A 13,324-nucleotide genomic window follows, 5' to 3' on the forward strand; every position below is an offset into this window, starting at 1 on the left:
CGCGCTTCGTTCTGTGGCCGACGCCCGCCTGATCGCGGAGCGCATCGACGGGAGTCAGGCCGCCGACACGTGGTTCGGCCACCCGCTCCAGAAACACCACGTCCACTTCTCGCAGGCGTTCACCCTCATGGGGCGTAGGCGCGAGGCCTACGCCGAGCAGGAGGCGGCGCTGGATCTCACCGCATCGCCGCCCGTGATGACACGGGCGATGCTGGGATAGGGACGCCGCCACTTCTCTGAAGTTGGTTCTGTGCGGCTCGCGTCACGCAATCACTGCAGGTCAGTCAGACTGCTCCCCGCGCGAGCGGGGATGAACCAAAGCCCGCGCCGCGCAGGAAGCTGCGACCGCCCTGCTCCCCGCGCGAGCGGGGATGGACCCCGCGCGAAGTCGAAGAGCCAGCCCATGGTCGGCTGCTCCCCGCGCTCACGGGGATGACCGGTCAGTAGCTGTGTCTGCCCTCCAGCTCACTCGCCCCGGAGCCGGATGGCCATGACGGTTCCATCGGCGCGGACGGACACCGCGTTCCACTGCTTCGATGTGCTGTGGTCCGGCCACTGCCCGCGCAAGTCGTGTACCTCGCGTCGGTATTCGTTGACGCGCCCATGGTGGAGGTGCAGGTACAGGCTCCTCCGGAGGCCGGAGAACGCCTCTACTCGGGTGCCGTTGAGGCGATAGATGTGATCGGTGCCGACGAAGTCGATGCCGTGGATGGTGTGCTCTGCGTCGCGCAGCCTGGCCGTGTTGGCGTTGGCGTCGTGCTGGAAGTGGCGTTTCCCTTGTTCCTTGGTCAGATACTGGACAGTGGGCTTGCCGCCTCCAGTGAAGGCCATGAGAGCGGCTGCTTCCGTCCGTGCCAGCACGGAGCTGAACCAGGCGAAGGAGTCGGGCATTATCTGGAATCCGGGGACGGTCGTCTCTCCGTGACCCGCGGGCCGTACGGTGTCGGCCGCGCGGTTCTCCTGTTCCAGGTAGAGGTCGAGATCAGGCGCCGATGGCTTTCCGGGCGGGCGGAGAGCGGTGGCGCCCGGCGCCTCCAAAACGTGCACGGCGAGGCTTTCCTTTGTGGGGATCTCGGTGCCGATGAGCAGGTACGGGACTGTGCCGTACGGTCCGATGTGCACGGACTCCACGTGGGCGCTGGCCGTGCTGAGCTGCTTGTGCACCTGACGAACGCTGCTGTGTGTGCCCTTGGAGGCGAGCAGGAGGACGTGGGACGGCTGCCCCGGTTGCCAGGCTTCGACGAAGAAGTGGGGCCGTCGCTGTAGCGCCTCCGGGCGGCCGTCGGTACCGGAACTGCGCAGAGTCCAGCCGGCCTTGAGGGCGACATCCGCCGGGATCACAGAGACCGAGTGGTCGGGGTACCGGGACCTGACGACGTTCTCGGCCAGCAGCGAAGCGAAGCCGGTGCCGATTTCCCCGGATTGCGTGGCCTTGTAGAAGCGCAGGAGATCGCGTCCCTCGGACGATAGCTGCAGGTAACGGCCCCGGTTGGCTTCCATGGCCTGGCTGTAGCGGAGGCTGCCCCAGTGCTCGGCGAGACCTCGCCCCGCGCCCTGGCGGCCCGCGGCGGCACCGAGGCTAATGGCGTGGATGACCTGCCACGGCGTGAGTGCCAACGATTGCGGAGCTGTCCGAACGGCTAGGTAGTCGGTGCGGCGGCGCAGCGGACCCCGCCCGTCCTCCAACCGTTTCTTGTCCTCCTCCGCTGCTGCCTTGCTGACCTGGTCGGCGAGTTCGGCGGATGAGCGGACCTGGACATGGGAGGTGGTGCTCAGCTCTTCGAGGATCTCGGCGATGGCTTTGGACTCGTCCCCGTTCACCGACAGCCCTTCCGTTGATGTCATATGACGTGAGCCGGAGGACGGTAGGACGAGGCGGGGGAGCGCAAGCAAGTGAGCATAGGTCGGCGCAGGTTGGTATTTGGCCAGACCGTGGCTCTGTCAGTGACCGCCGGGCGGGGACCGCTAACTGCCGTGCAACCACATCGCAACAGCGGCGAGGTCCGGGTCGGTGAGGCCGTGGCGGTGGTCGACACGGTGGAGAAGGGTTCGTGCGGGGTGGTGCGCCTGCGCCCACGTGCGGTCGGCGTCGGAGATCTCGTCGTCGAGCCAGGCGAAGGGGCGCTCGGCAGCCCAGTCGAGAAGAGTGCGCGTTTTCCAGTGCAGCCCGGACGGATTGCGTTCCTCTGAGGGTTCCGGCCAGGTGACCACGGGGAGTTGCGCCAGCCCCAGGAGCGGCGCGAGGCACTCGTTGGCCTCGGCTTCCCACGTGGTCGCCCACACCAGATTGCAGGGCAGCGCCAGCAACTTGCGCCCGAGAGCCGGATCGACCCTGGCAAGCAGCGGATTCGCACCGGCTTCCTGCGGCACGTACGTCGGATATCCGTCCGGGTACTCCTCCCGTGTCGCCCCGAAGGGAATGAGTGGTCCGTCGACATCGAGAAAGAGGAGGGGCCGGGGCGGGGGAGCGATCACACCCGCACCGTACGGGCAGACAGGTTGTCCCGGAAGCGGATCGCCGACTGTGCCACATGGTGTGCGCGCCGTTGGTGTGATGCACCCGCCAGGTGCCTCGCTTGCCGTCCGTATTCTGTTTGCTGGACGACTAGGTGTCGGCCCATGGGAAAAATATTCTTTTTGCGGCTTTCATTGAAGTTGGTTCTGCGCGGCCGACATCCACGGAACGACCGCAGGTCAAGCAGCCTGCTCCCCGCGCCCGCGGGGATGGACCCTCGCTCGGGGCCCCGTTCATGGGCCGCCCGACCTGCTCCCCGCGCCCGCGGGGATGGACCATATCAACTGGGGCCGACGCTCTGACCCTGGCCAGGGTGAGGGTCAACTTACGTGTTCATCAAACCGCTGGGCGGCCCGCTGAGTCCGAACACGGACTACCACGACGGGAAACGGCCCTTGGTGGGAGCCGGGCACGTCGGCGAGCATGCGGGCGCGGTACCTGCATGTGCCGGACGCCATGCTCAAGGACGTGGCGCGCAAGATCGCCGGTGCCATCTGGGGCCACCCGGGAACGCCCGCTGTGGGCAAAAACCAGGACACCGATGGCCCCCACCGCGAACGGTGGGGGCCATCGGCATATTGCCCGGTGAGAGCAATGGCGGAGGATACGAGATTCGAACTCGTGAGGGGTTGCCCCCAACACGCTTTCCAACTGTTCGTCCTGGGGTTCAGGCGGGTTCGCCACGGTCCTGACCTGTGCCGATGTGCGTCTCTGACGGCTAACGGACGCCGCTGAACGGAGGTGAATGCAACCCGAACTGCAACCCTTCCGTCCGTGCCCCTAGCGCTACCGGATGGGTGGGGGGCTCAGAGGCGGGCTGGAGGTCTCAGGTGGATCGCGCTGTGCCGGCGCGGACGCTGAGCCCGCTGAGGGAGACCTCCTCGACGTCCGAGCACCGGTCGTGGTTGACGAGGCGGCGGGTGGCCGGGGCCCACGGCTCCCGTTCGCCGGCGCAGTTCCTCCTCCCTCGTCTCGAACCAGGGCCGGCCGAGGTCGGGCAGCCGCCTGCGGGCGGGATCGGGGATCCGCATTTGTGGATAGTTGCCGAGTACGGCGCTAACCACGGCGTAGGAGCCGAGGTCGACCATCCGCAGGAGACGGGTCGTACCTCCAGCAATTCGCGGTCGGGGTCGGCGCCGTCGTCCGTCAGCGCCCCGGCGATCTCGTGGGCGAACCCGACCACAGCGACCCAGAGCACCGGGAGGCCGTCAGTGCCCGGGGTATCGGGGTCGACGCCAGCTTCGAGAAGAGCGGTGACCGCGCCCGCGTCCCTGGCGGTCACCGCCGCCACAAGCCGCTCGTCCAGCCCGTGTTCCGGCGTTGGCGTCAGCCACCCGTGATCGTCGACCGCATCACCGTAGCCGAGCCGAGACCCACGATCATGAGTGCCGGCCCGGCGGTGAACACCCGCTGGCCCGCGACGGCATCGATGGCGAGCATGGCACCTGTGTCAGTCGTGACGCGCGAGATCCGCGCCCTCTATTCCGCCGAGACGATCACGGTCTACCAGGCGTATTCGCCGGAGATCGCCTACCCGGCGGCTTCCGCGGGACGGTTTCCCGACGGCTACGACCGCGGGCGGATGACATGGATTAAGCCCTCGTTCCTGTGGATGATGTACCGCAGTTCCTGGGGTTCGGCGGTCGGGCAGGAGCGGGTGCTGGCAATCCGGATCCGCCGAGAGGGGTTCGAGTGGGCCCTCGCCCACAGCGTGTTGTCCAGATACGACGGCCGGGTGCACACGTCCCGCGACGAGTGGAAACGCGAGATGCGCCGCAGCTCCGTGCGCATCCGGTGGGACCCGGAGCGGGACCTCCGAATGCAGCCGATGCCGGATCGTTCCCTCCAGGTCGGCCTCCGCGGCGAGGCCGTTCACCGCTACCTCGACGAGTGGATCGTGGGCATCGACGACGTCACCGAACTCAGCCATGCGGTCCACGCACTGACCGGAGACGGCCTGACGGCTGAGGCCGCACGGCTGTTGCCGGTCGAGCGCCGCTACCCGCTGACCGGGCCACTCGCGTCCCGCATCGGCGCCAGGTCCCTGTGACGTCCGCCGGACGACGAACATCCCGACGGGTCGAGCGGCAGAGGAGGGGAGAATGCGGCCGGTGAGCGATGTCGAGTTCTACGCCGATGTGCTCTGCTCCGGCACCGTGCTGGGCCTCGATGCGCACAGCACGCCGGAGCAGGTGACTGCCGTGCTGGGAACGGACTTCGGTGAGTACCGGTCGCGCGGTGCGGTGATCTGGGATTTCGGACTGATCGAGTTCACGTGGGAGCGTCGGCGGGCCGACCGGACGTGGCGGGGAGTGGGTTTCGCCGTTCAGGTCCACCGGTTGGAGACGGTCGGCGCGGAAGCGGTCAGCCCTGCGATCACGGCGGCCTACGGCATGTTCCCCTCGGCGCTGCCCTGCCTCGAGGAGCTGAGGGCGCTGCTGGATGCCGAGCGGTGGCCGCTACGGGGTCTCCCCGGCCCCGATCCGGACTTCCATGAGCTGTGGCAGCCCGAAAGCGGGGTCTCCGGCCTGGCCGGCCCGCGAAGGAACATTCTGTCCTCCGGCACGGACGACCTGCGCGTCCTCCGGATCGGAGCACAGCTCACCGTTGGGCAAGCAGTCGTACGCTCCCAAGGCTTTGCCAGTCGCAGCCCGGCGCTGGACCGTCTCGACCACCTACTCGGGGCCACCCCGGAGGAGCGGTCGGACTGGCTCGCCCGTCGCGGACCCGCGCCGGAAGCGGGACGGACCAACTGGTGGCTCTATCACCTGCAAGTCATCGACTTCCGCATCGCCCAGCAAGGGGAGAGCCAGGTTTCCTGGATCGAACTCAAACTCTGGCTCCTCGACCAGGGCGAGCGGCAGGGGCTGTTCACCACCGCAGCGACGGTCGAATCGCGCGCCTGGTTCGTCGCGGCGCTCCATGACCGGTACGCCCCGCTGCCCGATCGGACCGTGCTCCCGGAGGCCGACACTCTGGTCCGCGACTGCCTGGAAGCGATCCCTGGCACGGCGGCGGATCTCGCCCGCCGCTGCGACCTCCGCTCCTGCTCCCGCACCGAGTTGCTCCGCTCGCGCCACGCCAGGAATCTCATCCGGGCCGCGGAGCAACACCGCAGCCGTCTTCGGGACCCACTGCTGGCTGCGCGACTGGACGACTGGTCCGCCTTGTGGCCCCAGCTGGTGTGATATCGAGGCTAGGGGTCGGCGTGTTGGCCTCAGCGCGGCGATGAGGGTCAGGCATGGTGTGCGCTGATGATTCGCCCGTAGTGGTGCTCTTGAGGCAGGGGTCGATGAACGTCCTGGGGATTGATGCTTGCGGCAAGCAGGGCTGGGTCGGCGTCAGGCTAGTCGACGGCGCGTACGGCGGCAGCCTGGTCGATGTGGACCTTGGCGCACTGGTTGCGCGGGCCGAGGAGTGCGGGACCGTCGCGGTCGACATGCCGCTCGGACTGCTGGAGACGGGGTGGCGTGCCGCTGACACCGAGGCTCGGGCGTACCTGGGACTCCGCTGGAGCAGCGTGTTCCTGACCGCGCCGAGGGCTGTGTGGCGCGAGGCCGACTATGCATCCGCCAGCGCCGTCTGCATGTCCATCACCGGTAAGGGTCTCAGCCGGCAGGCGTGGGGCCTCGCGCCCAACGCCGGCAGGCGTGGGGCCTCGCGCCCAAGCTCGTTGCGGCGCGGAGGACTTGGGCCGAGGCACCGGATCGTATCCACGAGGTGCATCCCGAGGTCTCGTTCCAGAACATGGCAGGTGGCACTCCGCTGACGCACAGCAAGAAGAGCTGGCGGGGTCAGGCCGTACGTCGTGCCCTCCTGGCCGCCGCAGGCATTCACCTCGGCGACGAACTCGGCGAGGCCGACTCCGTCCCCACCGACGACGTACTCGATGCCGCCGCGGCGGCCTGGTCCGCGCACCGCATCGCCACCGGGGCTGCGGCATGCCTGCCCGCCACTCCGGAGCGAGACGCCGAGGGTCGTCCGGTGGCCATCTGGTACTGAGCCTTCGGCTGCCTGTCCACACTGTACGCGGCACGACGGCGCCGTCTTCGGGCGCCGCTTCGGCGATACCAGTCCGGGAATGACCATCAAGGTTCATGTGCTCCTTGATCAGGCGCGCCAAGTCCGCTCCGTCGAGGAATTCGAGCCGTCCGTGCTCGTTGGCGAACACCCCACTGGCCCGGCCGAACACAGTCATGAGCTGGGCGCCTGGCGAGTCCGCGAGGATGTGCGCGCGGTACGTACACATCGCAGGTCCCATGCTCACAACGTCGCGCAGCAGGTCGGCAACGCCATATGGAGCGAACCTCAGGACCAGGCCGCAGACGAAGAGGACGCCCCGCGAGACTCCGCAGGTCGCAGGTGAGACGGAAACCGAGACAGGAGACATCGCTGGCCCCCATCGCGCACGGTGGGGGGCAGCGACGTCGTGCCCGGTGAGGCACTGGCGGAGGATACGAGACTCGAACTCGTGAGGGTTTACCCCCAACACACTCTCCAACTCTGCATGTGGAGGTACGTGCCCGTTCAACGATGTACAGCTCCCAGCGAACAGGCGCCTCTTCCCGTCCAGTGGACGGTGGCGAACGGGAGCGGATGAGACTGGGGCCTCGTGGGCAGATCGGTGGGTCTCCCAGACCATCACGGTCGGGCGGAGCCGATGCGCAACATCGTCGACCGGCTGACGAATCTACGCTGACACCGGCAAGATGGACGCGTGGACGTAGCGAAATTGGTACTGGAATATATTAAAGTCGCAATTTGGCCTCTATTGATTGCGCTGGTGACTTACGGCTTCAGAAAACCAATCGCCAAAGTGATCCAGGAGGGAAAACTAAAGGTCGACACCCCATTGGGCTCCGTCGATATTCAAGCAGCGGAAGTCCGGGCAGAAGCCGAACAGGTTGCAAATGATGACACCGCCGCCGCAAAAATTCCAGCACTAAATAGTCCTCTGGACAATCGCGATGGGCGGCCACCCATTCGCCCTGGAGGCGAGTCCGTTATCCATAAGATGCAGGCCCACGACCAGGCCATTATTGGGGCTCAGGATAGCGTAGCGGAATCACCGCTTGGCGCGATGCTCGCCGCTTGGAACGCACTGACGGCGGCTTGTGTCGATGTGCTCAGTCTGTACCAAGACCCGAAACCATCCGGGACTCACCATGTGCCATCAATCCTTAATGGACTAAAGCGCGCCGGGATGAAAGATGAGGAAGTCAGAATTATTGCCGAGCTGGGCAATATCAAGAATGCGGCAGTTCATCGATCGACCATGGTGAGCGCCTCGGCCGCATACGACTTCATTCGATCTTGTCGAGTTCTCCTGCGTGACTCACTGGAGGAGTTGGTCTGGGACTAACCGACTAATGCGCTCTTTCCTTAAACGAGAAGGAAGACGTAGCGCATTTACCCTTTTTACTGGCCCAACGCTAGGCGAAATTCTGAAATATCCTTCATCCACCATGAGCGTCGTTCGAGTGCGGCAATGCCAGCCGCAACTACTGGCAGTCGTTGATCATGGGCACGTATCGCCAACCTGTAGTTTTCGCCAGTCAGACGAACTTTCACGCGCCTCCGGCTGCGTCCAAGCACACCGTCGATAACCGCGACACCATCTTCTTTCCCATCTGCGCGTTCCAGCCGCACCACTTGACCCACTACTGACTCCGAGATCGACAAAGGCTGCTGGCGAAGCGTCCTGCTAGCTGCCGGAGCCCGCTCCGCCTGCTCTCGCGGCAGGACTACTCGATGAGGCGTATCCGGTGATGGCGCTGCGTGAGATGGTGACCACCGGAATGACATATCGAGTGAATTGAGGCCATCCCACGCGCCCATACGACCGATGGAGTCGATTAGCTCGGCGCTCATGCCCTGCTCTACTGCCGCTTCTTTTGAGATAGATGGATTTTCACCAAGAAATTCGTTTGCCGCTCTGAGTCCAGTTGCGAGAGTGGACATAACTCGCCGAGTGTATGTTTCGATCACTTCCGCTGACTGGCCCTGCGGATCGCCCAGTCGCGGACTCTCAGGCAATTCCTCATTCGTGCTTGCGTCGTGTCGCGCCAGGATCGTGATAACAAAGCTGCCGCGAAGCGTGTGCCCCATCCTCACTTCCTCGGTCAGAAAATCTTTCGCAGCATCAGGCTTACGGCCCGGGTACGCAGACCGAGGGTGAATTGCGCTGCATGCGGCGGCCAGCACCATTTGACTGGCACCGTTGATCAGGCTCTGTGCTTCATTCAAGGGAATCGAGCCGTCCAGCGTGGTTTGGTCGGCCCTCAAGAGCAAAATGTCACTGCGCGCGCTGGCAATCTCTAGCGCCAACGCCTCCCCTTGGACGTTGTGGACATCCGAAATAATGCGAAGGGCATCGTGCATTCGGGTGGAGAAGTCCCGATATGAGCGATTGTACGGGAGCATTAGAGTGGCACCCTCGCCCTCATTGCTCCAGATGCTGTTGATGCCTTCGCGTCGGTCTTCTTGTAGCCAACCGGAAGTACGGAGAAAGGCTTCGATAGCTACGGGGCTAAGATCCTTAAGAGGATCATACTGACGCACATGCTCACCGTAAGCAACGCTCATGGCCGGCCTCCGTTACCGACACGGTGCAAAATATTGAGCAACTGTATCACGTCGAAAGTCTGATCTTTCGGTAGATCCACCCAGGTGGAACCTGTTTCGATCGCCCCAAGCCCCTCAAGGCAGACCCAGTATGCCTTGCGCTTGAGGAGAAGATGCTCCTCGCCGAACTCTACCCAATCACTCAGTGACTTGGGAACCCTCAAGACGACAAGGATCTTCCGATTGTAAGTATCCTTATCCCGTAGCCAGTCATAGTGATCGCGGGATAGACGCCAGCGCAAACCTTCTTTGTACTCAAGATCTTGATCCGTGCATTTAAGCTGAACATCCACTTGAGATGACGTCCATTTTTTATGCTTAGCACTCTGGCGTACCGTGAAGTCGATTCTCTCGATATCGACTTTTAGGTCAGAGATCGTGCATCGAGCTGCCGTGGTTATGGCATGCGTGTAGGCAAGACTGAACTGCTGCTTACATTCGGCTGCGTGCAACGAACCGTATGGTACGCCGTCTTCTAGGGCGATGAATTTCCCGTCCCATGGAGAAGCCACCTGCGTCACTACCAAGCCCCCCTGGTGATCGACCGACTATGCAGTGTCGCACAGGTGGCGTGCCCCACACCAGATCCAGTCTTCACGCGTTTTACTTGTACGCATTTCGGCGTAGATGCAGTTGGTTCAATGCGCTCCGACACCTGAAAAGAGTGCGCGCACTTCCGCCTGAGAGGATCAGATGTTCGAATGTCTCGTGTGACGCGAGGCCGGGATCATGTCGCTAGGGCTGCCACGTAGCTGTCTTCGGTTGGGCCGTCGGGCCAACTGGAAGATCGGGCTCCCCATGCTCCGCCGAGGATGCGCACACCGTCATGAGTTCGCACGGTGCGGTGCTCGTGTCTAGGGTCCCTTGGGTCTACTCCAAGGCGAAGCACTGGGACTGCAATGACCGGACGTGGACTTGATCAACGGCACCATCCGCGTCAGGAAGAACCGACTGCGTCCGAAGTACCTGTACGGCTGTGGTGGCGACTGCGGCCGGACGCCCGGCTACTGCAAGCAGCGGGTCCGCAAGAACGAGGACACCGCCAACAGGAAGTCCCGCGCCGGCCGCCGCGTCATCGGCCTTCCGGACGAACTCGGTCGCCTGCTGCAACTCCAGAAGGAGGAACAGGCGCGAGCCGTCATCATGCTCCTGTCAGTGGTCAGCCTCGCAGGAGGGCGCCAATCTCGGGGTTCGGCAGAGGGATGTTCTTGCTGCGCGAGATCCAGTGCGTACGCCGGCGGGGTGCCAGCAGTTGGAAGTCCAGAGTCCGCAGCCCGTCGCCTTCCGTAAGGTGAGGCAGCGCAACGCGCCACAGGCCGTCGCGGTCCTCAACGGGTTCGACCGGGCAGCCGGTAAGAACGAGTTCCCACTGGTCGGTGCTGCCATTGTCCCTGTCGTCGTCGACCGTGACTGTGCCGGTGGCCCGATGGGGGAGTTCGTGGCTTTCCTGGCGCGCGAAGTAGTTTTCTGAGAGCTCCTTGATCGTGAAGTGCTTCTGCAGGTGGACTTCCACACCTTCAGATCCAGGTTCCAGGATGAACTTGCCCGCCGGGTAGATGCGCCCATCAGCACCGGCCTCAATCAGGTCCCCCTCGAAGTGCACTTGGACTCGCCGATCACTCGCGTTGGTGACCGTGAGGTGCTGCTGAAGGTATATCCGGTTGGCCCCGTCCTGCTGCGCTGGAAAGTGCCACTGATGCCCGTCGGGCCATGGGCTAACGGGCATTCCGCCAAGGGAGGGGGCGGAGGGCGGGGGCCAAGTCGGCGGCGAAAGGGTGACTCTCACGGCCGGCGCCTGCGAATCAAGCCGAGCCCGGATCGTGTCGGCGGCTATGAGCCGGTTGACCTTTCCGTCGGCCCGTGCGAGATATGCCTGCCACGCGATTGCAAAGAAGCCCGCCGTGGCGCCGATTGCGCCGAGAGCGACCCAAAAAGTGTCTGACATGGATGAATTGTGGACCCTGTAGGTGAGCAAAAGCGAATCCGCAGGCCACAAGGACCTTGGCGCGGCAGGGCACCGCACGGCACGGCCCTGCTGACGTGGCAGTGCCGCACTCTTCAAACGGGTGCCGCGTACGGGACGGGTCCGAACGGCTCCGTGTAGCTCACAGACCGAGCAGCCGCGGGGACAACGAGAGCAGCAGTGCACCGCGGCCTCATACTCGTCGATCTGGCGCTCAACCCTCGGAGCTTTAGGACAGCCGTCGGCGGCCGACCGGTGACCGGCTTGAGCTGGTGACTCGGTGGTGGCTCGCGGTGGTTGCCCTACTGCTTGCGGCGTCGTACTGGGGGCCGTTTGTGGGCACGACATCCCCAGCCGCCTTGTCTCCACAGGGAGGTGGCACAACGAGCCAGCTGCTCGAGAGACGGACTGTGTACTGGTACAGCGGAAGCATCGCTGTCCACTCGTACGGCGCCGTGGGCTCCCGTGCCCCGCGCTGCTCTTGCTCCTCGGTCCCGGCCTGCGTCGCTGGCGCCGGGTGGACGACCGCGAGCGACGCGTCGGCGTCGCCCTGGCCACCGGTGGGCCGCTGGACAGCCAAGGCGACAGCGACGGGACGGCGGCATCCAGCGCTGCAACTCGGTCTGCTGCAGGCGAGTAATCGCGCCTTGCCCGCCCCCGGCCGAAGCCGCCACGCCGGGCTCCTTCCCGCTGGCCGCTGTCACAGCTGGAAAGTGCCACGGCGCTGACCTGGCCGACGCGTACGATCCGTAGAACGCGGTGCGTGAAATCAGGGAGGACTGGGATGGCTGCTCTCGAAGATGACGGTGAGGTAGAGGCGACCACCCTGGGCAGGGGCCCGAAAGCCCCAGACGGACTGTGGAAGGGACTGGAAGTTTCGGACGTGGCTGCGGGAATGAAGTCGGCCTCGGCGGACCTTCGCCTGGCCAAGTCACGCATCTCGTCTTTGACCGACTTCGGGACGGCCTATGGCGAGGTCATCAGCCGGATGCCGGCGTTCAAAGCGCTTATGGCCGAGGGCACGGTTCTGCCGGGTCTCAAAGACGCCGTCGCCGATGCCGTGAGCTTGGGCGCCGTCGCAGAGGAGTTCCGGAAGACCATCGCTTCGGCCAGCTTCGCTCAGAGCGCCGCTAGTTTCCGCGTGATGGACCAGCTCGCAGGCGAGCAGCGGGCCTATCTGAAGGCAACGTCTGCGCTCAGCGAGTCAATTATCGGTTCGGGCACCATTACTGCATGGCGTGCGGCACTGCAGACCGAGAGCGCCCTGGGCGAGATCTTCAAAAGCTCCCTGTTCCAGACACCGACGATGTCGATCTGGGCTACCGACGACTTCCGTAAGGGTCTGGGTGCCACGGTCCGAAGCCAGGTTCATCTGACGGACTGGCTGGTCCGCGCCGATGACGGGCGCAGTCTTCTGTCCGCTGTCAGCACCAGCCCGCTGCTGCGGTACCGCGACTATTTGGTCGACCTCGGAGTCACCCCGACCCGCTTCGAGCTTGACGCCACCCTGTACTCCGGCTTGGGCGTAAACGGGCTGCTGGGCGCCGACGCGCTGAGTTCCGAGGACGTGCAGGATGACGTAGACCTAGATACGGAGCTTGCTGACCGGGTCGAAGAACTGCTGCTCACTCCCCAGCAGGCCGGCCGGCTGGCTGTGCTGGAAGACCTCCGCAGTGCACTGGCACGAGTCGACGGCACAGTCGTGGAAATGCTCGAAGGCGGCTGGGCTGTCGTCCACGAAGCCCCTCCAGCCGCCGCTGAGATGGCAGCGCACTGCGCAGTCGAAGCCATCGACCGTGCCCTTCGCGCGGCATCACCAGACGCCGAGGTCGAGTCTTGGCTGCCGGCGTCGGGGCGCCCGGAGAAAGAGTGGTACTCAACTAACCGTCGGCTCACTCGCGCCATGCGGATCCGCTTCATCATGCGTGGTCACAAAGGTGAGGCCGATATGGCATCACTCATGACCGACAGCCTGATCGCCCTGCAGAAGAAGACAAGCGACCAGGCACAGGCCATCAAGCACGCGTCGGCAGGCGACCTGTCCAAGGCCCGCGGACTGCTAACGACCGCCGAAAGTATCCTCACCCTGATCTTTCTCACCACGTAGTGGCTGGGCCTGTTCCCCCGGGTCGTCCCAAGTTCCGGAGCACAGACGCGGGGCGCCTCTGGCGGCCATGCGTCGTCACCCGGCCAAGGCCAGGGAGCGCTCAACCGGCCAATGT

At 64.7% G+C, this 13,324-nt stretch carries 12 protein-coding genes and 2 pseudogenes; 9 read left to right on the top strand and 5 right to left on the bottom strand.

What is annotated here, in order from left to right:
• Window positions 1-13 precede the first annotated feature (13 nt).
• Window positions 14-220: a hypothetical protein gene (locus ACZ4EF_RS00175; RefSeq protein WP_391042443.1), complete on the top strand. Its 207-nt coding sequence runs from the start codon at window positions 14-16 to the stop codon at window positions 218-220.
• 245 nt (window positions 221-465) lie between these two features.
• Here ACZ4EF_RS00175 and ACZ4EF_RS00180 read toward each other — a convergent pair whose 3' ends face one another.
• Together ACZ4EF_RS00180 and ACZ4EF_RS00185 are read right to left on the bottom strand one after the other, a co-directional pair.
• Window positions 466-1,821 carry a hypothetical protein gene (locus ACZ4EF_RS00180; RefSeq protein WP_467501892.1) on the bottom strand — a complete coding sequence of 452 codons (1,356 nt, stop codon included), beginning with the start codon at window positions 1,819-1,821 and terminating at the stop codon, window positions 466-468.
• A gap of 144 nt (window positions 1,822-1,965) precedes the next feature.
• Complete coding sequence (locus ACZ4EF_RS00185; protein ID WP_402710415.1) at window positions 1,966-2,475, bottom strand: HAD domain-containing protein; 510 nt, start codon at window positions 2,473-2,475, stop codon at window positions 1,966-1,968.
• A gap of 360 nt (window positions 2,476-2,835) precedes the next feature.
• Here ACZ4EF_RS00185 and ACZ4EF_RS00190 point away from each other — a divergent pair.
• The 7 genes and pseudogenes from ACZ4EF_RS00190 to ACZ4EF_RS00220 all read left to right on the top strand — a co-directional run.
• Window positions 2,836-3,061, top strand: a pseudogene (locus ACZ4EF_RS00190) (site-specific integrase); the annotation flags it as partial.
• Between the two features lie 619 nt (window positions 3,062-3,680).
• Window positions 3,681-4,565 (top strand): DUF4291 domain-containing protein, encoded by an 885-nt coding sequence (locus tag ACZ4EF_RS00195; RefSeq protein ID WP_467501894.1) that lies wholly within the window; start codon window positions 3,681-3,683, stop codon window positions 4,563-4,565.
• A 61-nt stretch (window positions 4,566-4,626) separates the two neighbouring features.
• On the top strand, window positions 4,627-5,703 hold the full coding sequence (locus ACZ4EF_RS00200) for a hypothetical protein (RefSeq protein WP_467501896.1): 1,077 nt from the start codon (window positions 4,627-4,629) through the stop codon (window positions 5,701-5,703).
• Window positions 5,704-5,807: 104 nt separating this feature from the next.
• Window positions 5,808-6,053 (top strand): annotated as a pseudogene (locus tag ACZ4EF_RS00205) (DUF429 domain-containing protein); the annotation flags it as partial.
• Between the two features lie 83 nt (window positions 6,054-6,136).
• Window positions 6,137-6,517, top strand: coding sequence for a DUF429 domain-containing protein (locus ACZ4EF_RS00210; protein ID WP_467501898.1), 381 nt, complete (start codon window positions 6,137-6,139; stop codon window positions 6,515-6,517).
• A gap of 79 nt (window positions 6,518-6,596) precedes the next feature.
• Window positions 6,597-6,881, top strand: coding sequence for a hypothetical protein (locus ACZ4EF_RS00215; RefSeq protein WP_467501900.1), 285 nt, complete (start codon window positions 6,597-6,599; stop codon window positions 6,879-6,881).
• A gap of 351 nt (window positions 6,882-7,232) precedes the next feature.
• On the top strand, window positions 7,233-7,877 hold the full coding sequence (locus ACZ4EF_RS00220; RefSeq protein ID WP_467501901.1) for a hypothetical protein: 645 nt from the start codon (window positions 7,233-7,235) through the stop codon (window positions 7,875-7,877).
• A 56-nt stretch (window positions 7,878-7,933) separates the two neighbouring features.
• On the opposite strand, the gene ACZ4EF_RS00225 is transcribed toward ACZ4EF_RS00220, so the two are convergent.
• The 3 genes from ACZ4EF_RS00225 to ACZ4EF_RS00235 all read right to left on the bottom strand — a co-directional run bounded on the left by ACZ4EF_RS00225 (window position 7,934) and on the right by ACZ4EF_RS00235 (window position 11,084).
• Window positions 7,934-9,100, bottom strand: a complete 1,167-nt coding sequence (locus ACZ4EF_RS00225; RefSeq protein WP_467501903.1) for a hypothetical protein — start codon at window positions 9,098-9,100, stop codon at window positions 7,934-7,936.
• Complete coding sequence (locus tag ACZ4EF_RS00230) at window positions 9,097-9,660, bottom strand: DUF4365 domain-containing protein (protein WP_467501905.1); 564 nt, start codon at window positions 9,658-9,660, stop codon at window positions 9,097-9,099. Before ACZ4EF_RS00230 ends, ACZ4EF_RS00225 begins: the two co-directional genes overlap by 4 nt.
• 638 nt (window positions 9,661-10,298) lie before the next feature.
• Window positions 10,299-11,084 (bottom strand): hypothetical protein, encoded by a 786-nt coding sequence (locus tag ACZ4EF_RS00235; RefSeq protein ID WP_467501907.1) that lies wholly within the window; start codon window positions 11,082-11,084, stop codon window positions 10,299-10,301.
• An 802-nt stretch (window positions 11,085-11,886) separates the two neighbouring features.
• On the opposite strand from ACZ4EF_RS00235, the gene ACZ4EF_RS00240 reads away from it, so the two are divergent.
• Window positions 11,887-13,209 (top strand): pPIWI-associating nuclease domain-containing protein, encoded by a 1,323-nt coding sequence (locus ACZ4EF_RS00240; RefSeq protein ID WP_467501909.1) that lies wholly within the window; start codon window positions 11,887-11,889, stop codon window positions 13,207-13,209.
• The last annotated feature ends 115 nt before the right edge of the window (window positions 13,210-13,324 follow it).

The sequence above is a fragment of the Streptomyces sp. NPDC025721 genome (assembly GCF_055558595.1).